Origin of the sequence: Acinetobacter nosocomialis (assembly GCF_041021905.1) — a bacterium.
Lineage (GTDB): Bacteria > Pseudomonadota > Gammaproteobacteria > Pseudomonadales > Moraxellaceae > Acinetobacter > Acinetobacter nosocomialis.
In genome coordinates this window covers 3,219,736-3,237,709 of record NZ_CP157432.1, presented here as the reverse complement: position 1 = coordinate 3,237,709, position 17,974 = coordinate 3,219,736, and the positions used below count along the sequence as shown (strand labels likewise).

General features: G+C 37.2%; 17 protein-coding genes. 10 read left to right on the top strand and 7 right to left on the bottom strand.

Annotated features, from left to right (window positions below; translation table 11 throughout):
• Positions 1 to 158: 158 nt before the first annotated feature.
• Both ABLC00_RS15015 and ABLC00_RS15010 read left to right on the top strand, forming a co-directional pair.
• Positions 159 to 1,070, top strand: a complete 912-nt coding sequence (locus ABLC00_RS15015) for a polyprenyl synthetase family protein (RefSeq protein WP_000097114.1) — start codon at positions 159 to 161, stop codon at positions 1,068 to 1,070.
• A gap of 59 nt (positions 1,071 to 1,129) precedes the next feature.
• Positions 1,130 to 1,498: an MmcQ/YjbR family DNA-binding protein gene (locus tag ABLC00_RS15010; protein WP_004885440.1), complete on the top strand. Its 369-nt coding sequence runs from the start codon at positions 1,130 to 1,132 to the stop codon at positions 1,496 to 1,498.
• A 69-nt stretch (positions 1,499 to 1,567) separates the two neighbouring features.
• Here ABLC00_RS15010 and ABLC00_RS15005 read toward each other — a convergent pair whose 3' ends face one another.
• From ABLC00_RS15005 to ABLC00_RS14990, 4 genes are all read right to left on the bottom strand, one after another.
• On the bottom strand, positions 1,568 to 2,422 hold the full coding sequence (locus ABLC00_RS15005) for an SPFH domain-containing protein (protein WP_002051299.1): 855 nt from the start codon (positions 2,420 to 2,422) through the stop codon (positions 1,568 to 1,570).
• A 28-nt stretch (positions 2,423 to 2,450) separates the two neighbouring features.
• Positions 2,451 to 2,912 carry an NfeD family protein gene (locus ABLC00_RS15000; protein ID WP_004885442.1) on the bottom strand — a complete coding sequence of 154 codons (462 nt, stop codon included), beginning with the start codon at positions 2,910 to 2,912 and terminating at the stop codon, positions 2,451 to 2,453.
• 105 nt (positions 2,913 to 3,017) lie between these two features.
• A complete protein-coding gene (locus tag ABLC00_RS14995; RefSeq protein ID WP_004705841.1) occupies positions 3,018 to 3,935 on the bottom strand; it encodes a patatin-like phospholipase family protein in 918 nt (305 codons plus the stop codon).
• A gap of 67 nt (positions 3,936 to 4,002) precedes the next feature.
• Entirely contained in the window at positions 4,003 to 4,629 is a 627-nt protein-coding gene (locus tag ABLC00_RS14990) for a lysophospholipid acyltransferase family protein (RefSeq protein ID WP_004885444.1), read from the bottom strand.
• A gap of 127 nt (positions 4,630 to 4,756) precedes the next feature.
• On the opposite strand from ABLC00_RS14990, the gene ABLC00_RS14985 reads away from it, so the two are divergent.
• The 5 genes from ABLC00_RS14985 (at position 4,757) to ABLC00_RS14965 (ending at position 11,766) form a co-directional block, all read left to right on the top strand.
• Positions 4,757 to 6,004 carry an MFS transporter gene (locus tag ABLC00_RS14985; protein ID WP_004885446.1) on the top strand — a complete coding sequence of 416 codons (1,248 nt, stop codon included), beginning with the start codon at positions 4,757 to 4,759 and terminating at the stop codon, positions 6,002 to 6,004.
• Positions 6,005 to 6,545: 541 nt separating this feature from the next.
• The gene (locus ABLC00_RS14980) at positions 6,546 to 7,880 is read left to right on the top strand and encodes a DcaP family trimeric outer membrane transporter (RefSeq protein ID WP_033846608.1); all 1,335 of its coding nucleotides are present in this window, start codon (positions 6,546 to 6,548) and stop codon (positions 7,878 to 7,880) included.
• Positions 7,881 to 8,067: 187 nt separating this feature from the next.
• Complete coding sequence (locus ABLC00_RS14975) at positions 8,068 to 9,717, top strand: phosphoethanolamine transferase (RefSeq protein WP_006580390.1); 1,650 nt, start codon at positions 8,068 to 8,070, stop codon at positions 9,715 to 9,717.
• Between the two features lie 14 nt (positions 9,718 to 9,731).
• On the top strand, positions 9,732 to 10,406 hold the full coding sequence (locus tag ABLC00_RS14970; RefSeq protein ID WP_002051287.1) for a DNA-binding response regulator PmrA: 675 nt from the start codon (positions 9,732 to 9,734) through the stop codon (positions 10,404 to 10,406).
• A gap of 25 nt (positions 10,407 to 10,431) precedes the next feature.
• Positions 10,432 to 11,766, top strand: coding sequence for a two-component system sensor histidine kinase PmrB (locus tag ABLC00_RS14965; protein ID WP_006580391.1), 1,335 nt, complete (start codon positions 10,432 to 10,434; stop codon positions 11,764 to 11,766).
• Here the strand turns inward: ABLC00_RS14965 and ABLC00_RS14960 are convergent.
• The 3 genes from ABLC00_RS14960 to ABLC00_RS14950 form a co-directional block, all read right to left on the bottom strand.
• A complete protein-coding gene (locus tag ABLC00_RS14960; RefSeq protein ID WP_004885453.1) occupies positions 11,763 to 12,461 on the bottom strand; it encodes a phosphatase PAP2 family protein in 699 nt (232 codons plus the stop codon). The genes ABLC00_RS14965 and ABLC00_RS14960 overlap by 4 nt on opposite strands.
• Before the next feature lie 259 nt (positions 12,462 to 12,720).
• On the bottom strand, positions 12,721 to 13,908 hold the full coding sequence (locus tag ABLC00_RS14955) for an ammonium transporter (RefSeq protein WP_004885455.1): 1,188 nt from the start codon (positions 13,906 to 13,908) through the stop codon (positions 12,721 to 12,723).
• A gap of 304 nt (positions 13,909 to 14,212) precedes the next feature.
• A complete protein-coding gene (locus tag ABLC00_RS14950; protein WP_004885457.1) occupies positions 14,213 to 15,097 on the bottom strand; it encodes a LysR family transcriptional regulator in 885 nt (294 codons plus the stop codon).
• A 116-nt stretch (positions 15,098 to 15,213) separates the two neighbouring features.
• Between ABLC00_RS14950 and ABLC00_RS14945 the strand changes: the two genes are divergently transcribed.
• The 3 genes from ABLC00_RS14945 (at position 15,214) to ABLC00_RS14935 (ending at position 17,951) form a co-directional block, all read left to right on the top strand.
• Positions 15,214 to 16,119, top strand: coding sequence for an AEC family transporter (locus tag ABLC00_RS14945; protein ID WP_004885459.1), 906 nt, complete (start codon positions 15,214 to 15,216; stop codon positions 16,117 to 16,119).
• 99 nt (positions 16,120 to 16,218) lie between these two features.
• Positions 16,219 to 17,235, top strand: coding sequence for a hypothetical protein (locus tag ABLC00_RS14940; RefSeq protein ID WP_004885461.1), 1,017 nt, complete (start codon positions 16,219 to 16,221; stop codon positions 17,233 to 17,235).
• Between the two features lie 137 nt (positions 17,236 to 17,372).
• Entirely contained in the window at positions 17,373 to 17,951 is a 579-nt protein-coding gene (locus ABLC00_RS14935; protein WP_004885462.1) for a methyltransferase domain-containing protein, read from the top strand.
• Positions 17,952 to 17,974 lie beyond the last annotated feature (23 nt).

Sequence of the window (17,974 nt, the reverse complement as noted above, 5' to 3'; positions counted from 1 at the left end):
AGTCATTTAAATGAAAAGCCTCTCTACCATAGAGAGGCTTTTTTACTTCTGACATCCATAACTCATCACGCACTTTTTACAGTGAATCGTGTATGATGTAGCACATGAATGTTTCATCACATTCAATAAAATTTCTCTACTGATTTTACGAGGCGACTGTGTCATCACTCTCTCAAGTTAATGCGGATGTTTTAAAACAAGCTCAACAACGTATTCAACAAGATTTATTGACAACACTCGCCGCATTTTCAATTCCTGAACCTTTAAAAAGCGCAGTACACCATGCAGTTATGCTTGGTGGAAAACGTGTGCGTCCAGCTTTGTGTTATGCCACAGCTTCTTTACAAGACAATCCAAATTTTGCGGCTGCTCGCCGTGCGGCAGTTGCGGTTGAACTTATTCATTGCTACTCGCTAGCGCATGATGATTTGCCTTGTATGGACAATGATTTACTTCGTCGTGGTCAGCCAACTTGCCATGTAGCATTTGGTGAAGATACCGCTTTACTTGCAGGTGATATTTTACAGTCGATGGCTTTTGAGGTTTTAGGGAGTCGTTTGTTTGATGAACAAGGGCAGGGAACTGATGCTGCAATTGTATTAAAGCAAATTCAAATTTTAGCAACAGCCAGCTCTAAAATGGTTTGTGGACAGGTTTTAGACCTACAAGCTGAAGCTAAACAAATTTCTCAAGACGAACTAGAAAATATCCACCGTAATAAAACGGGAGCGCTTATTCAGGCTGCCATTATGATGGGTGCAGTGACAATTTTCTCTGGAACAGATCAGGCAATTCCAAAACTACGTCAATACGGACAAGCGATTGGACTGGCTTTTCAGGTCCAAGATGATATTTTGGATATTACGTCAAGCACTGAAACTTTAGGCAAAACCGCTGGTAAAGACGAACAAGTACAAAAGTCGACTTATCCTGCTTTAATGGGACTTGAGCAAGCACAGGTTTATGCAAAAGAGTTGCATGATCAAGCTTTTGAGGCTTTAGCGCATTTTGGTGAAAATGCAAAAGAATTAGTTGAGATTTCACAATTCCTTTTAGCCCGTACCAACTAATATAAAATCAAATTAATAATCCTGCTTGTATTCATATTCAATGAATAAAGGAGATAAGAATGAATGGTGATCAGCTCCATCAAGTTGCAATAGAGATTGCGTGTAATCTTCCTTTTAGTGAGCAAAGCCAACCCTTTGGTCCAGAATGCGATGTCTTTAAAATTTTAGAAAAGGTGTTTTTATTAGTAGGGGAAGGAACGGGCACAAAAATGATTACTGTTAAATGTGATCCATATAAAAGTCAGGAATATCAGGAGCTTTATCCTTTTATTATTCCGGGGTATCACATGAATAAAAAACACTGGATCTCTATTACTCCGCATAAAAACTTAACTCGTGATTTACTTCAAGATTTGATTCGAGATTCTTATGACTTAGTCGTAAAAAAGCTACCTTTGAAAGATCAAAAAAGATTAAACAACCAATAATACTCAATATGAAAACGGCGACCATCAGGTCGCCGTTTTTATTTCAATGACTTATTGAAAGCAGTTAAATTAATTATGCTTTCCCATAATGCCACGGATTGTATTTAAAACATCAGCAGGTAATACAACAGTTTTAGCATTGCTCGATTTAGCCATGTCTTGCATTGCTTTAACGTACTGTTCACCTAATAGATAAGCGACAGGTGTTTCTTTATCGCCGACTGCGCTTGTTACCATTTCAATCGCTTTTTGAGATGCTTCTGCTAAGACAACTTGTGCTTCTGCATCACGGCGAGATGCTTCTAAACGACCATCTGCTTCTAAAATAGCAGCTTGTTTTTCACCGTCAGCTCTAGTCACTGTAGCACGACGTTGACGTTCAGCAGCAGCTTGAGCTTCCATAGCAGCTTGCATGGTTGAAGATGGCTGAATATCTTGAATTTCTACAGTTTTTAAAGTGATACCCCAATCCGAAATATCATCAGAGATCGCAGCTTTGAGCTTCGCTTTAATGTGATCTCGTGAAGACAGTGCATCATCTAGATCCATTTCACCAACAATAGAACGTAATGAAGTCTGTACAAGGTTTTGAATGGCCCATGTATAGTTTTCAATACCGTACACTGCTTTTTCAGGGGTTGTTAAATTGATATAAGCTACTGCATTCATAAGCAATACAGCATTGTCACGGGTAATCACTTCTTGAGATGGAATATCAAGCACAATATCTTTAGTCGTGACTTTATAAGCTACGTCATCAATATAAGGAATAACGAAGTTCAAACCTGGATTAAGCGTGGAATGATATTTCCCTAAACGCTGAACAATCCATTTATAACCTTGAGGAACAATACGTACCCCTTTAAAAATAGTAACTGCTACAAAAGCCAAAAAGGCTAAAACAATAATGGTACCAACTGGCATGAAAATAACCTCTCTTTATCTTTAATGTTTATGAAGTACTGTGGGGCTGGACAATTAAGTCATTGCCCGAAATATCAATGACACGGACTCGATCACCGACTTTCACAGGGCTAGTGCTGCGACAGTTCCATTCATCGGCCCCTAAAATAGGCATAGGGAAACGTACAATAATTTGGTCATGAGCAAGTCCCGTTTGAATCACCATACCAATTTGTCCAATGGTGGCCTCACGAGGTAAACCTGCTTTAGTTCTATCAATCGATAAGGGTTTAATAAATTTGAACCAAAGAATGGTGCATAGCACCGATAAAATAATCCACAATACAATTTGGGTTGTAAGGCTAATATCTGGAAATAACCAATAGAGAAAGCAAACCATAATGGCTGCAATACCAAACCAGAGAGCGGCAAAAGCAGGGATAATCAGCTCAGAAAGAATAAGTAAGATACCCAATACAAACCAGTGCCAAGGTTCTACAACAAACTCCATAGATCTGCTCTTTTATATATCTTTATGATGGGTAAAAGTGATCTCATATCACTTTTACCACTGTAGCAGATGATAGTAAGTGTGGATAGAAAAAAACCACCTCAATTAAAATTTAGGACGTGGTGCTGGCTTAAATGCGGCTGGAGATTTTTTGAAATTCGCAATTGCAGTTTCAATTTGACGAATTTGGCCTTGAGCAGCTTTCTCTCCCTCTAAAATAGCTTCATTACTTGATTTTAAATCGAGTGTACCTAAGTGCCCAACTTTAGGTTGGATGACTACGTTTGCTAGCTTTAACTCTTCATTAATACTTTGTTGACCCATAATATTAATGGTTTGATCAAGTAATCCCCACATATTCGCTGGGCGATTTCCTGCTGGACGTGCTGAAATATCAACGGCAATCACAATATCTGCACCCATATCACGTGCTGTTTTTACAGGAATTGGGCTAACTAATCCGCCATCTACGTATTTTTGATTGCCAATAGTGGCAGGTACAAATACGTTTGGAATACTACAAGACGCACGTACTGCTTGACCTGCGTTACCTTTAATAAAGTCAGCTTTTTGACCATTATCAAGACGGGTTGCTACCGCGGCAAAACGAATTGGGAATTTCTCAATAGGCTTATTGCCCACGTTACGGTTCACATAATCTTGTAGCTTTTGCCCAAGAATAATACCTTGGCGATTAAGCGTTAAATCACGAATATCCGATTCTTGTAATTTAAGTGCAAGATTTTGGAGCTGATAAGGTGTTTGCCCACTGGCATAGATACTTCCTACAAAACTACCGGCACTTGTACCCGTAACAATTTTAGGTTTAATACCATGTGATTCTAAGACCTTGATAACACCAATATGTGAAAATCCTTTTGCTCCACCGCCGCCTAAGGCAAGTGCAATAACTGGTTCGCGTGCTTTAACTGAAGTGGTCGGTGTTGGTGTTTTGCTGAATTTATCACAGCCGAATAGGGCTAAAGAGATAAATCCGATACTGGCAAATTGAGCAATTTTCATCTTTGAAAAACAATCTATAGCAAGATAAATTAAGATGGCCCATCAGACCAGATTCGCTCAATTTTTGCTAGGTTTTTTTCACAAGATTTTGTAAAGGTTCTGCAAGCCAATTACGATTTTTCGGTGATATTTTTCCATCATAACGCTCAAAAATTTTGGCGAGATCTTCATCATAATTTCCGCTAGGAGTTAAATAGCCTAAGCAGTGAATAGTCTTGCGATCATAATCAAAAGAGAACATCACAATCGGGATATTAGCCTTTGCAGCAATATGGTAAAAGCCACTCTTCATTTTTTTTGCTTTCTTACGTGTGCCTTCTGGCGCCATTCCAATCCAGATTTTGTCATAATCCTGAATGGTTGCAACCACCTGTTCAGTCAGTCCATTGGCAGAGTCACGTTTTACCGGAATAACACCTGCCCAATCTAAAACACGTTTAAAAGGAGGTTTAAATAAGCTGTCTTTACCTAGTACTGTAATTTGAATGCCAAGCCCAAAAATAGCTAAAAAACCATACCAGCCATCAATATTGGATGTGTGAGGAGAAATAATGGCTACAGCCTTAGGAAAGTTAGGAACTTCACCTTCTATAGTCCAGCCTTGAGCCAAAAAAAGTTTTTTAAATAATGCTCGACTTAAAGCATTACCACGTTGAGGGACCTGTGGAGGTAGCTTAGGGAAATGTTGTTCCATATTTTTAAGTTTTAAATCATCCTTTGTTTTATCTTAATCTTTTGAAATCTATGCTTCATTGGCAAAATGTAAGACTACGCATGGTATTTCATGTTATTACCGCACAAAGAAATAAAAGTAGGTATATATGTTTCGACAGCAAAATCTTTATCTTTTGCTATTTTCCTTATATTGGGCGCAAGGTTTACCTGTGGGTTTTATGACCCATGCTTTGCCCGTAATATTAAGAGCTCAAGGTGTATCACTCGCGCATATTGGTGGTTTTGGGCTGCTTATGGTGCCTTGGTCAATCAAAATATTTTGGGCACCGTGGGTGGATCGACACGCAATTTCCCGTTTAGGTCATTATCGTAGCTGGATTTTACCCACTCAGCTTTTAACGGTGGCAGTACTTTGTATTTTATCTTTTTTTCCTATTCAGGCTTTAGATCAGCCTTTGTACTTATTTATATTTTTTATTGCACTGTTATTTATGAACTCGACGGGCGCAACTCAAGATATTGCAACCGATGCTTTAGCTGTCAATTTATTACAACATGATCAGCAACATTGGGGAAATACATTTCAAGTTGTAGGCTCTCGGCTTGGTTTTATTGTAGGTGGGGGAGCTGTGTTATGGTGTTTAGATTGGTTGTCATGGCAGCCAACTTTTTTATTATTAGCTGCTTTAGTATTTATCAATACTCTACCTGTTTTACTATTCAAAGAACCTCCTCATACTTCTCATTCTGACAATCAATCTAGCCAGCCAAATTTATTGATAAAAATTAAGTCTTATTTGAGTTATTTTTCTCAAAATAAAGAGCTTCGCTCTTGGTTAATGGTACTTATCACTTTTAAAGTGGCAGATGGCTTAGCCGGGCCATTACTTAAACCCTTAATGGTTGATATGGGATTAAGCTTTACCCAAATTGGTGTTTACATCACTATGCTAGGTGCTGTAGCTGCTTTAGTGGGGGCATTTATTGCAGGATGGGTATTAAAGTATTTTTCTAGACCAGCTACCTTAATTAGTTTTTCAATATTAAAAATCATGAGTTTAGGTGCGTATGTTTATTTGGCCTATGCTTATGAGCAGAAGATAAAAATAAATACATGGCTTATCTATTCTGTAAATGCTTTGGAAGATGCTTTTGCTGCCATGCTATTGGTTGTAATGCTAACCTTGGTTATGCATTACAGTCGAAAGAACTATGCGGGTACCGATTTTACTTTTCAGGTTTCGATTATGGCGACTGTAAGTGGGGGACTTTATACCTTGAGTGGAATCATTGGAGATGTACTTGGTTATTTCCATTATTTGATAGCTATTGTCACTATTGCTGTACTATTTTTAATTCCTATTTACGTATGGAAGGCAGCAAAAGCTGTATAAAAAGTGATATTAAGCTGATGAAATAAAGAAACTTAATTCATATTAAGTTAAGCTAAAAATTTGTGCTTATAACTTTACTCATTCTTTTAAAAATGTATATTTTTAGCTATTCAAATGGCTTATTAATTGTGCCATCTTGTTTGGGTAGCAAATGGACGCTAGAAAGGAAAAAAGGGTGGAAGTAACAAGAAAAATTATGTGAATCAAGCAACGTCGGTAAAAAAATATTCACTTAGACGGTTTATTAGCCTAAAGTCTAAAAAAGAATAATGAAATAATGATTTAATCATTCTATAAGATAAGAGAGTTGTGTAGGATTCGTTACAACATGAAGTCAAGGTAAAAGTTCTGTAAACAAAAGTATGTCTTGCTTCTTTTGATTTGGAATTTTTAATCTTACCCAGCGTTAAAATTGGTTTTGATTGCGGTAATAAAATTAATGCAATCAAATTTGGAGAATAGTTGATTTTTTAGTGCTCAATGGTCACCGAATCAACTTGGCATGGATAAGCAACATAAAATATATTTTTAGGAGTTTTTGATGGATCTATTCCTTAATCGTAAATCGTTTGTTGTTAAAAGTTTAGCTATTACAGTAACAGCTTTAATGATGAGTGGGGCAAATGCGGCAACCTCTGAAAAAGAGGAAATTCAAAAACTTCGTCAAGAAGTTGAAGCATTAAAAGCATTAGTTAAAGAACAGCGCCAAGTACAGCAGCAACAGCAACAAGTACAGCAACAACAGCAAGTGCAGTTAGCTGAAGTTAAAGCACAGCCTCAACCTGTTGCAGCTCCTGCTTCTCCATTAGCAGGTTTTAAATCTAAAGCTGGTGCTGATGTAAACCTTTATGGTTTCGTTCGTGGTGATGCTAACTATATTATCGAAGGTGCCGATAACGACTTTGGTGATGTTAGTAAAACTGATGGTAAAACAAAAGATAAATTACGTTCGACTGCTAAAACCACACGTCTTGGTTTAGATTTTAATACACCTGTTGGCGATGCTAAGGTAGGCGGTAAACTCGAAGTCGATTTTGCTGGCTCAACAACAGATTCGAATGGCTCATTACGTATTCGTCATGCTTATTTAACGTATAACGACTGGTTATTTGGTCAAACGACGTCTAACTTCTTGTCAACTCATGCACCAGAAATGATCGATTTCTCGACAAACGTTGGTGGTGGTACAAAACGTGTTCCTCAAGTACGCTATGGCTACAAGTTAGGTCCAACTACACAATTGTTTGTTTCTGCTGAAAAAGGTGATAGTACTGCTCTTAATGGTAAACAAGATGCAAATGGTAGCTGGTTAAATGACAGTGTTAAATATAGCTTACCAGTATTGACAGCAAAAATTACTCAAGGTTATGCGGATGGTAAAGGTTCTGCATCAGCTCGTGCATTAGTAGAAAATTATAAATCACCAACTGGTAATAAGGATAACAAAACTGGTTGGGGTATTGCTGCAGGTACGGACTTTAAAGTATCTGATCCTTTAAAACTTTTCGCTGATGTTTCATATGTAGTGGGTGATAGTAGCTATTTATATGGTAGTAACGCTGCCTATACTTTGGTAAATAACGATATCGAGCAAAATAAATTTGTTGCTGTACAAGTAGGTGGTACTTATAAAATTTTACCTAACTTACGTTCAACTTTAGCGTACGGTTCAGAGTTTGCTGATGACGGCACTGATTATGCAAAAGCATATACAGCTGGTAATGAAAAAGTTCAGCAAGCATGGATTAACTTCATCTATACACCTGTTAAACCAATTGATTTAGGCCTTGAATATGTCAATGGTAAACGTGAAACGTTTGCTGGCCAGTCTTATAAAGATAACCGTATTGGTTTAATGGCTAAGTATAGCTTCTAATTTCTCAATGCTTTTTAGCGAAATGAGTCGAGATTCATATGAGTCTCGACTCATTTTTTTAATTGAAATAAATAAGTAGCGTAAAGCCGTTAAAAATGGTTTATACCGATCATTCTATTATTTAAGTCATTTTTAAGTTTCAATTTTTACAGTAGAGCATCATAAAAAAAGGTCGTAGTAACCAGAGATGCTGAGTTTTTTTTCTACATTAAGAAATAAGCAGATTTCCCTGTTTATGTTCAACTTCATTATAGCCATTTGGTTAGGTGCAATTCTAAATTTTGGTTTTTATAAGAAAGTTCATTTGTTAACGCCATATTTAGGTATAAAAGCGACCTTTTTCTTAGCGGCTACTGTAGTGATTGTTGTTGCTACCTATTATGCGGCTTTACAAATTTTAAACTGGAAATGGACGGCCAAAATTTTTGCCATTTTACTGGTATTTATTGGTGGTTTTAGCTCGTACTTTGTAAATACTTTAGGTGTCATTATTTCACCTGATCAGATTCAGAATATTGCTCAAACAGATGTTGCTGAAGCTACAGATTTACTGTCTTTGCGTTTTGGGCTCTGGACAATCTTCTTTGTTATTTTACCTATTTTTTTAATTACTCAGGTAAAACTCAAATCAGAAAAAATACTTCCGCTTTTGCTTAAAAAAGTACTTTCAATCGCTCTTGCATTTGCCGTTGTAGGTGGTTTGTTGTTTGCATATTATGTTGATTTTGCAGCAATATTTAGAGAGCATCGTGATTTAAAAGGAATGATCTCTCCTCAAAACACTATTTCTTCGGTGATGTCTTATTATCGTAAAAAAGCGCCTAAGAAAAATCTTCCTCTTGTGAAGTATGGTGAAGATGCCCATCAAGTTCAGCAAACTCAAAAAGATTTACCTAAACTCATGGTACTTGTAGTGGGCGAAACTGCACGTGCAGAAAGTTTCTCGCTCAATGGGTATGCTAAAAATACAAACCCAGAGCTTTCTAAACAAGATATTTTAAACTTCTCTCAAGTGAGTTCATGTGGTACGGCAACAGCAGTTTCTGTGCCATGTATGTTCTCTGGTATGCCTCGTACTGATTATGATGAGCAATTGGCAAGTCATCGTGAAGGCCTACTAGATATTGCAAAACGCGCAGGCTATCAAGTGACTTGGATTGATAACAACTCGGGTTGTAAAGGTGCATGTGATCGTGTTGAACAATACCAGATTCCAGAAGACTTAAAGCAAAAATGGTGTAAAGATGGTGAATGTCTTGATGGTATTCTCATTGATAGCTTAAAGCAGTATTTGGCCTCTATTCCTAAAGACGATAAACGTCCACGTTTAGTTGTATTACATCAGATGGGTAGCCATGGGCCAGCATATTACAAACGGGCACCTGAGGGATATCAACCATTTAAACCAACTTGTGATACTAATGCGATACAGGGTTGTTCACCAGCTGAGCTATTAAATAGTTATGATAATACAATCGTGTATACAGACCATGTATTAAGCCAAATGATCAATACTTTAAAAGAAGTATCGAATTATCAAACAGGTTTATGGTATTTATCTGATCATGGAGAGTCGACAGGTGAGCATGGTATGTATTTGCATGGTTCGCCTTACTCAATCGCACCGAGCCAACAAACACATATTCCAATGATTATGTGGTTCTCTGATGGCTGGAAACAACATAATCTTGCTCAAGTAAATTGTTTAAACCAACAAACTAAACAAAAGTTAAGTCAGGATAATTTATTCCCAAGTTTGTTAAGTTTGCTGGATGTACAAACTCAGGTCATCAACCCTCAACTGGACATGTTGCACTCTTGTGCCCATGTAAACTAAAGCGAGCCTAGAACATGACAAAAATCTTGATGATTGAAGATGATTTTATGATTGCAGAATCAACAACGACGTTGCTGCAATATCATCAATTTGAGGTGGAATGGGTCAATAACGGTTTAGATGGTTTGGCCCAATTAGCAAAGAATAAGTTTGATCTCATTCTTTTAGACTTGGGATTGCCAATGATGGATGGTATGCAAGTTTTAAAGCAGATTCGTCAAAGAGCAGCAACACCAGTCTTAATTATCTCTGCACGTGACCAACTGCAAAACCGTGTTGATGGTTTGAATTTGGGAGCAGATGATTACTTAATTAAGCCTTATGAGTTTGATGAATTACTTGCTCGTATTCATGCTTTATTACGCCGTAGTGGCGTAGAGGCTCAACTTGCAAGCCAAGATCAACTACTAGAAAGCGGTGATCTGGTTTTAAATGTTGAACAGCACATTGCAACATTTAAAGGGCAACGTATTGATTTATCGAATCGTGAATGGGCAATCTTGATTCCGCTTATGAGTCATCCAAATAAAATTTTCTCAAAAGCTAATTTGGAAGATAAGTTATATGACTTTGATAGTGATGTGACCAGCAACACGATTGAGGTATATGTCCATCATTTAAGGGCTAAGTTGGGTAAAGACTTTATTCGAACTATCCGAGGACTGGGTTACCGTTTAGGGCAATCATAATTTAAGATTTCGGGACTTCATGAACGTGCATTATTCATTAAAAAAACGACTGATTTGGGGCACCTCAATTTTCAGTGTCATCTTAGGTTGTATTTTAATTTTTAGTGCTTATAAGGTTGCACTTCAGGAAGTCGATGAAATTCTAGATACTCAAATGCAGTATTTAGCGGAAAGAACGGCTGAGTATCCCTTAAAAACAGTAAGTAGTAAGTTTGATTTACATCGGACTTACCACGAAGAAGATTTATTTTTAGATATTTGGGCTTATAAAGACCAAGCGAATTTATCTCATCATCTACATTTACTGGTTCCTCCAGTGCAACAAGCTGGTTTTTATTCACATAAAACCGCTGAAGGTGTAGTCCGAACATATGTTTTACCGTTGAAAGACTACCAAATTCAGGTCAGTCAACAAGAGCGGGTTCGTGAAGCTTTCGCATGGGAGCTTGCAGGCAGTATGTTCATTCCTTATTTAATTATTTTACCTTTCGCGATATTTGCCTTGGCTGCCATTATTAGTCGTGGTTTAAAACCAATAGATGATTTTAAAAATGAGTTAATGGAGCGTGATTCTGAGGAGTTAACACCAATTGAGGTGCATGATTATCCTCAAGAGCTTTTGCCTACCATTGATGAAATGAACCGTCTGTTTGATCGTATTTCTAAAGCACAAAATGAACAGAAGCAATTCATTGCTGATGCTGCTCATGAACTACGAACACCTGTTACTGCATTGAACTTACAAACCAAGATTTTGTTAAGCCAGTTTCCTGAGCATGAATCGTTGCAAAATTTAAGCAAAGGTTTAGCTCGTATTCAGCATTTAGTGACGCAGCTTTTAGCGTTGGCAAAGCAAGATGTAACTTTAAGTATGGTTGAACCTACTGGCTATTTCCAGCTCAATGATGTGGCTTTAAATTGCGTTGAGCAGTTGGTTAATTTAGCCATGCAAAAAGAAATTGATTTAGGCTTTGTTAGAAATGACCCTGTCGAGATGCATAGTATTGAACCTACCGTACATTCGATTATTTTTAACTTAATTGATAATGCAATTAAATATACACCACATCAGGGGGTAATTAACATTTCAGTTTATACCGACCCAGATAACTTTGCTTGTATTCAAATCGAAGATAGTGGCGCAGGTATAGATCCTGAAAATTACGATAAGGTGCTTAAACGTTTTTATCGAGTACACCATCATCTTGAAGTGGGAAGTGGTTTAGGCTTATCAATTGTAGACCGTGCAACTCAAAGACTTGGTGGAACTCTAACTCTCGATAAAAGTTTAGAACTTGGTGGTCTTTCAGTTTTAGTGAAGTTACCTAAGGTTTTACATTTACATGAAACAAGAGCTTAACTAAGCTCTTGTTTTAATTGTTTTTCGAACTCAAAGCGATGAATACAAATCGCATAAAAGAAAATGTTCACTGCCCAAACAACCCAACCTGTCCATAAGTTATGACTTAGGAAATGTGCTCCTCGCATCATTTGTGCCCAACCCATCATAAATCCTAATAAAATGCCTGAAAATAAATAAAAATAAGCTCGTTTTGGTTGTTCAAGACGATAAACAAAATAACCGGTCATTATGATAAATCCAGCACTGGCATGACCACCTGGAAAACAATGACCATGTTTTGCTGTAAAGTCCCAAATATAGCCACCTAAACTATTAGGATGAACCATATTCCAAGGGCAGGCATGAGCAGATTGTGATTTTAATAAACCAACAACACCGCTACCAATCATGCTGACAAAAAACATATAACCATATTGCCAGCGATAGATTTTTAACTTTTCTACTTTAAATGAAGCAAGCCACAGACCAAAAAAGATGACATAAACCGCAGTGATAATGTCTTTTACGATTTGATGATTAAGCCTTTCGAGATACCAATTTTCCCGATTAAAAAATTGACCAGTTGAATCAATCCAAGGTTGGATGAGGTACATATCAATTTTTCCACCCACTGGGAATACAAATAAAAGTATAAAAAAGCTGATAGCAAGAAAAATAAGCTGAAGCTGAAAAAAATGTTTTTGTTGATTCATTGTGTTTTAACATCAATTTAAGCGTGAATTGAAGGCATTACATAAAATAAAACTTAAATTGTTCTTAAACTAAACAGGATTTCATCTTTAAACCTTAAAAAAATATTCAATTTAATATATTTTTCAATATATTAAATTGAATATATGGAAAACTAAAAGTATAGTTTTTAATCAAGGAAAGTTATTTTTAAACTAAGAGGTTTTATTTGTAAGAGGTATATGAAGCAGAATATTTAAATCCTGCTTCATAATCATTGAATCAAAACATGCCTTCTTCAGAGTTGGCAGAGATTTTATGAATAGACAAATCTGCACCACGAAACTCATCTTCTTGAGATAAACGAATACCAATGGTCGCTTTAAGGATGCCATAAACAATAAAACCGCCAGCAAGTGCAATAGCAATCGCGAGTACTGTACCAATGAGCTGTGAGGCAAAAGATACACCGCCTAAACCACCTAGCCATTTTTGACCAAATAGCCCCACTGCAATACCGCCGAAGGCACCGCAAACCCCATGTAAAGGCCATACACCTAGTACATCATCTACTTTGAGTTTATTTTGAGTATAGGTAAATAGGTATACGAACATGGCACCAGCTATACCACCAATAACAAGTGCACTCACGGGATGAACAATGTCAGATCCGGCACAAATAGCAACTAAACCGGCAAGTGGACCATTATGTAAGAAACCTGGGTCATTTTTCCCAATTGCATTTGCTGTAATCGTTCCGCCAACCATTGCCATAAGTGAATTAATAGCAACTAGCCCAGAAATAGCATCAAGACGTTGAGCACTCATTACATTAAAGCCAAACCAGCCCACGATTAAAATCCATGAACCAAGTGCTAAAAATGGAATTGAAGAAGGAGGGTGAGCACTTACACGACCATCTTTCTTATAACGACCAGAACGAGCACCTAATAAAATAACCGCAGCGAGTGCAATCCAGCCACCCATTGCATGGACTACAACTGAACCAGCAAAGTCGTGAAAAGCTGCGCCAAAGGTCGCTTCTAACCATTTTTGTAGACCATAGTTACCATTCCAGACCATACCTTCAAAAAAAGGATAGACCAGACCTACTAAAGCGAGCGTTGCTATTGCTTGTGAACGCATTTTGGCGCGTTCTGCAATACCACCTGAAATAATTGCAGGAATTGCCGCAGCAAAAGTCAGTAAAAAGAAGCAGCGCATTAAGTTGTAACCATGATCACTTGCTAGCGCTGTACCATCATGGAAGAAATGCTGGCCATAAGAAATGTAATAACCAACAAAGAAATATGCGATTGCGGAGAGGGCAAAGTCAGTCAGAATTTTACTAAGCGCGTTCACCTGATTTTTGTGGCGAACTGTACCAAGTTCCAAGAATGCAAAACCTGCGTGCATGGCAAGAACCAAAACTGCACCAAGTAACAAGAAAAATAGATCTACATTTTGCATAGCATGCTCGAAAAAAGTGCTAAATTCCATTTTGGAACAAATCTGGGTCTGTAAATTGCACCAAAATAGATTTAAGGAACCTAAAAACCTAAGTTTGCCGAAACAAACTCAATTGCATAAAGTGAATATGCAATAAGCGCACCAATTTGGATTGTGAAATTAGTTTTTGGCGATAAATGGTGCGTTAATTTGCTTTAAATAGGCTGTAATGGCACATTTTTATGATAAAAGTCATCTAATTTGTTTATAAAATGACCCAAATGAGTACGTTATTAAAATATAAAACGAATTAAATTCTACTAAATTATTTATTAGACCAAACCTCTTGAGCAACCTCTATAAATGCTTTTACGGCTGGACTGATATGTTTCTTGTTTTTTACTGCAAGGCCAATAGAGCGTTTAAGGTTTGGCTTAAAAGGGCGTTTAACTACATTTGGATAAAGTGAGAGTAACTCTTTGGTGATGACCATATCAGAGACTATTGAGATTCCTAACTGGTTGTGTACCATACTGACGATACTTAGAATTTGGGAAACATAAAATTTAATGTCTGGTTTCACATTAAAGTTTTTTAAAATTAATTCGACCTGATGTCGACTACCAGCCATTGTCATTATAAAAGGGCAGTTTTCTAGTTGGGCTGGATCAATATAGAGTTGCTGGGCAAGCGGGTAACCACTCGGAATTAAGGCAACAAAACGATCTTCGATTAAAGGGAATGTATCGAATCGCTCATCTGGCATAATTAAAAAACCAACCTCTATGCGCCGTTCCAATAACCACTGAGCAACTTCTTTATCTTCACCTTCATCAATATAAATTTCGATTTTAGGATAGCGCTGCCGAAAGGTTTCTAAAATTTCAGGCAGTAGATAAATAGAGGATGATGCCCCAAAAGAACCAATACGTAATGTTCCTTCATTTAAACCGTGGATGGCAGCCACTTCTTTTTCTAATGTATCGGAAATACTCAATAACTCTTTTACATGGGTCAATAACTGCTGACCTGTCGTGGTGAGTTCAATATCGCTTTGAGTTCTTGAAATGAGGTTAATGCCCCATTGTTGTTCTAATGATTTAAGGGCATGAGAAACTGCTGACTGTGAAATTCCCAGCTTTTCTGCTGTGGCAGTAAAACTTTTTAGTTCAGCAATGAGTGCGAAAATTTCAAGCTGGGTAAAGGTCATATTGGATTTGTTATGAGTAAAAACTCATTTTATCATGAGTTTTCATTATCTTTAATATATGAGTAAGCCAAGCTAATTGCCAAAACAGCAAGCCCTAACAAAACTCGAGTAAAGAAATGAATAGCATTGTTTTATCTCTTTTTCCTTTAGTTGCATTAATTGCATCGGGATACTTATTTAAAAAATATCGTTTTTTTAGTGATGAGTTTTGGGCTGGGGCAGAGAAGCTTAATTACTATATTTTGTTTCCCGCTTTGCTTTTCGGTACGCTATCGACCGCAAAAATTGACTTACAAAGTTTGAGTACAGCCATTATTGCGATGTTGATTGTGGTCTTAGCTGTGACCGCCTTTTTATACATACTCCGAATGTTTTGGCATATACCGCCTGCACGTTTTGGTGTGCATGTACAAAGTATGGTTCGCTTTAATACTTATATTGGTTTGGCTTTAGTGACTTCGCTTTTTAAAAGTGAAGGAATGGCAATTCTGGCGATTTTATTGGCACTTTGCATTCCACTGGTAAACGTTATTTCGGTGCTTGCTTTAACTTCTAAGGAACACATGGCAATTAAACCTGTTTTGATTGCACTCCTTAAAAACCCTTTAATTGCATCATGTGTGGTCGGTGCAGCAGTTAATGCACTTCACATCCCGATTTGGGGCGGCTTTACCCAGTTTATTAAGCTTTTTTCAGTGTCGAGTTTGCCACTAGGTTTGTTATGTGTTGGCGCAGCTTTGCAGTTTATGCAAATTAAAAAAGATATTGTGGTATTAGCAGCAGACACGTTTGCTCGACTTTTAGCAGTACCTGCTTTGGCTTACGCGGTCTGCATGTGGTTTGGTTTACCAAGCTTGCAAACACAGATTTTAGTCATTTTCTTTGCGCTACCAACTGCTTCTGCTTCATACATTTTAACCAAAGTTTTGGGTGGCGATAGTCAGCTTATGGCAGCCGTGATTAGCTTTCAAACGTTATGCGCCGCCGTGACTTTGCCATTAGTGATTTGGTGGATTTCTTAAGATATAAATCTTTAGGCTGACTCATATTTAAAGAATGCTTGGCTACCTTCCTCATCTGATTATTGCTACACTTTTTTCTTTTTCAGGTGGATGAGTAGTATGTCCTTTGATCTCAAAGTGAGCTTGCAGCAAAGGTCTGAACCGTCTGCACAGCAGAAAAAATTGAATCGCCTGATTGATAAAATAGAACAGCAAAAAGTGAGCCTTGCCACATGGCAAAATGCACAAGCCGAGATTCAACAGCACATTCGGCAAAAACTGATGCCTGTGTATAACGATTTACATATAGTGCTATTTCAGCAGTTAGAGCAACTTTGGAATATATTGCATAGCCATGAGTTTTCTAAAGCGGATATACAACAACTCGATGAAAAAATTGCCCAGCTTGCACAAATGTTGAAGTGCTCTAAAATGCTGTCTGCTGAACAGTTGGAGCTAGTAAAGCAGATTGATACCTTTTATCAGCAGCATGCAGGGGAATCGGTAAAAAAGAATAGAAAAGCTCAGTCAATAAAATCTGAATATGAAGAAAGCGTTGATCAACGTGCAGATTTAGAAGAAGACTTTGAACGGTATGCGGCTGAGCAACAACAAGCGCGTGAACAAGCCAAACAGCAAAGGCAGCAACAGAAACGTGAACAAGCTGAACAAATGGCAGCGCAGTCACTCAAAACAGTTTATTTAAAAATTGCCGCGATGATTCACCCAGACCGTGAGCAAGATGAAACAAAGAAACAGGAAAAAACTGAGTTGTTTCAACAAGCAAGTCAGGCTTATGAAAAACAGGATTTGTTTTATTTACTCAAACTCCAATTACAGCTTGAACAGAATAAAGGGTTAGGCGCTAAAGAATTATCTGCCGAACAGTTACGGTTTTATAAACTGGCTTTAGATGCACAAAGTCAGCAGCTTGAAAGCCAAATTGCTGAGATTTTAGATTCTTTTCAGTTAGCCAAGAATGTAAAAGCAGAGCATGTACATATTAGTGATGTGTATAAAGCTATAGATGCTGATTGTGCTGAGTTAAAGCAGCAGGTGAAATGGGAAAAGGAGCGTTTAAAGCACCTGAAAAGGGTGAGTGGGGTAGAGATGTTGTTGGGGCATGAGGCGCTTTAATTAGCTTCTAGGCTTTATATGCAGCCATGAGGCTACCGATGATTTGATAAGGAATAAATTCTGAAATAAGAAATCGTTGAGGTTATATTCTTTATAAAATATAGTGTGGAAATTATAAAAATTAAAAGATCGGATTTATGAATGAAAAATTTATTCAATTATCAAAAGAACTTAAACATAGACCTATTTTAGAGAAGGCTTTAGGTTATTTTCCTAACTTACCTTTAGTTGCTATCGATTGTGGCTGTGGCGCTGGCAATGAATCTGCTTATCTACTCTCAAAGGGATTTAATGTTCATGCTTTTGATATTTCAATTGATGCGCAAAAAGTTTGTACTGAGCGATTCAAAGATGACTCTAAATTTATTTTCTATCATGAATCTTTTGAAGACTTTAATTTCCCGTCTGCAAGCTTAATTATTGCTTCATCAAGTCTATTCTTTTGCGATCCAAGTTATTTTTATAGCGTAATTAAACGAATGATAAATGCTCTTTCTGAAGGCGGAATTCTGGTAGTTGATTTATTGGGGACTCAAGATGAATGGGTTACTAGAGAACCTGCAAAATTTATAGGTTTTACTTATCAAGATATAGCCGACTTATTTTTATGTGACTTTAATTTATTGTTTCATAAAGAAATGAATGAAAATTTACCTTTATTAAATGGTTGCATAAAATCATGGCATCTCCATATGCTGATTCTACAAAAAAAGTGATTTGAAATATAGAAAAACCCAGA

What these genes read in the sequence shown, in the direction of transcription:
- ABLC00_RS15010 (WP_004885440.1), top strand. Translation starts at nt 1,130, where the DNA reads ATGAATGGTGATCAGCTCCATCAAGTTGCAATAGAGATTGCGTGTAAT.
- ABLC00_RS15005 (WP_002051299.1), bottom strand. Translation starts at nt 2,422, where the DNA reads ATGCCAGTTGGTACCATTATTGTTTTAGCCTTTTTGGCTTTTGTAGCA.
- ABLC00_RS15000 (WP_004885442.1), bottom strand. Translation starts at nt 2,912, where the DNA reads ATGGAGTTTGTTGTAGAACCTTGGCACTGGTTTGTATTGGGTATCTTA.
- ABLC00_RS14995 (WP_004705841.1), bottom strand. Translation starts at nt 3,935, where the DNA reads ATGAAAATTGCTCAATTTGCCAGTATCGGATTTATCTCTTTAGCCCTA.
- ABLC00_RS14990 (WP_004885444.1), bottom strand. Translation starts at nt 4,629, where the DNA reads ATGGAACAACATTTCCCTAAGCTACCTCCACAGGTCCCTCAACGTGGT.
- ABLC00_RS14985 (WP_004885446.1), top strand. Translation starts at nt 4,757, where the DNA reads ATGTTTCGACAGCAAAATCTTTATCTTTTGCTATTTTCCTTATATTGG.
- ABLC00_RS14980 (WP_033846608.1), top strand. Translation starts at nt 6,546, where the DNA reads ATGGATCTATTCCTTAATCGTAAATCGTTTGTTGTTAAAAGTTTAGCT.
- ABLC00_RS14975 (WP_006580390.1), top strand. Translation starts at nt 8,068, where the DNA reads ATGCTGAGTTTTTTTTCTACATTAAGAAATAAGCAGATTTCCCTGTTT.
- ABLC00_RS14970 (WP_002051287.1), top strand. Translation starts at nt 9,732, where the DNA reads ATGACAAAAATCTTGATGATTGAAGATGATTTTATGATTGCAGAATCA.
- ABLC00_RS14960 (WP_004885453.1), bottom strand. Translation starts at nt 12,461, where the DNA reads ATGAATCAACAAAAACATTTTTTTCAGCTTCAGCTTATTTTTCTTGCT.
- ABLC00_RS14955 (WP_004885455.1), bottom strand. Translation starts at nt 13,908, where the DNA reads ATGCAAAATGTAGATCTATTTTTCTTGTTACTTGGTGCAGTTTTGGTT.
- ABLC00_RS14950 (WP_004885457.1), bottom strand. Translation starts at nt 15,097, where the DNA reads ATGACCTTTACCCAGCTTGAAATTTTCGCACTCATTGCTGAACTAAAA.
- ABLC00_RS14945 (WP_004885459.1), top strand. Translation starts at nt 15,214, where the DNA reads ATGAATAGCATTGTTTTATCTCTTTTTCCTTTAGTTGCATTAATTGCA.
- ABLC00_RS14940 (WP_004885461.1), top strand. Translation starts at nt 16,219, where the DNA reads ATGTCCTTTGATCTCAAAGTGAGCTTGCAGCAAAGGTCTGAACCGTCT.
- ABLC00_RS14935 (WP_004885462.1), top strand. Translation starts at nt 17,373, where the DNA reads ATGAATGAAAAATTTATTCAATTATCAAAAGAACTTAAACATAGACCT.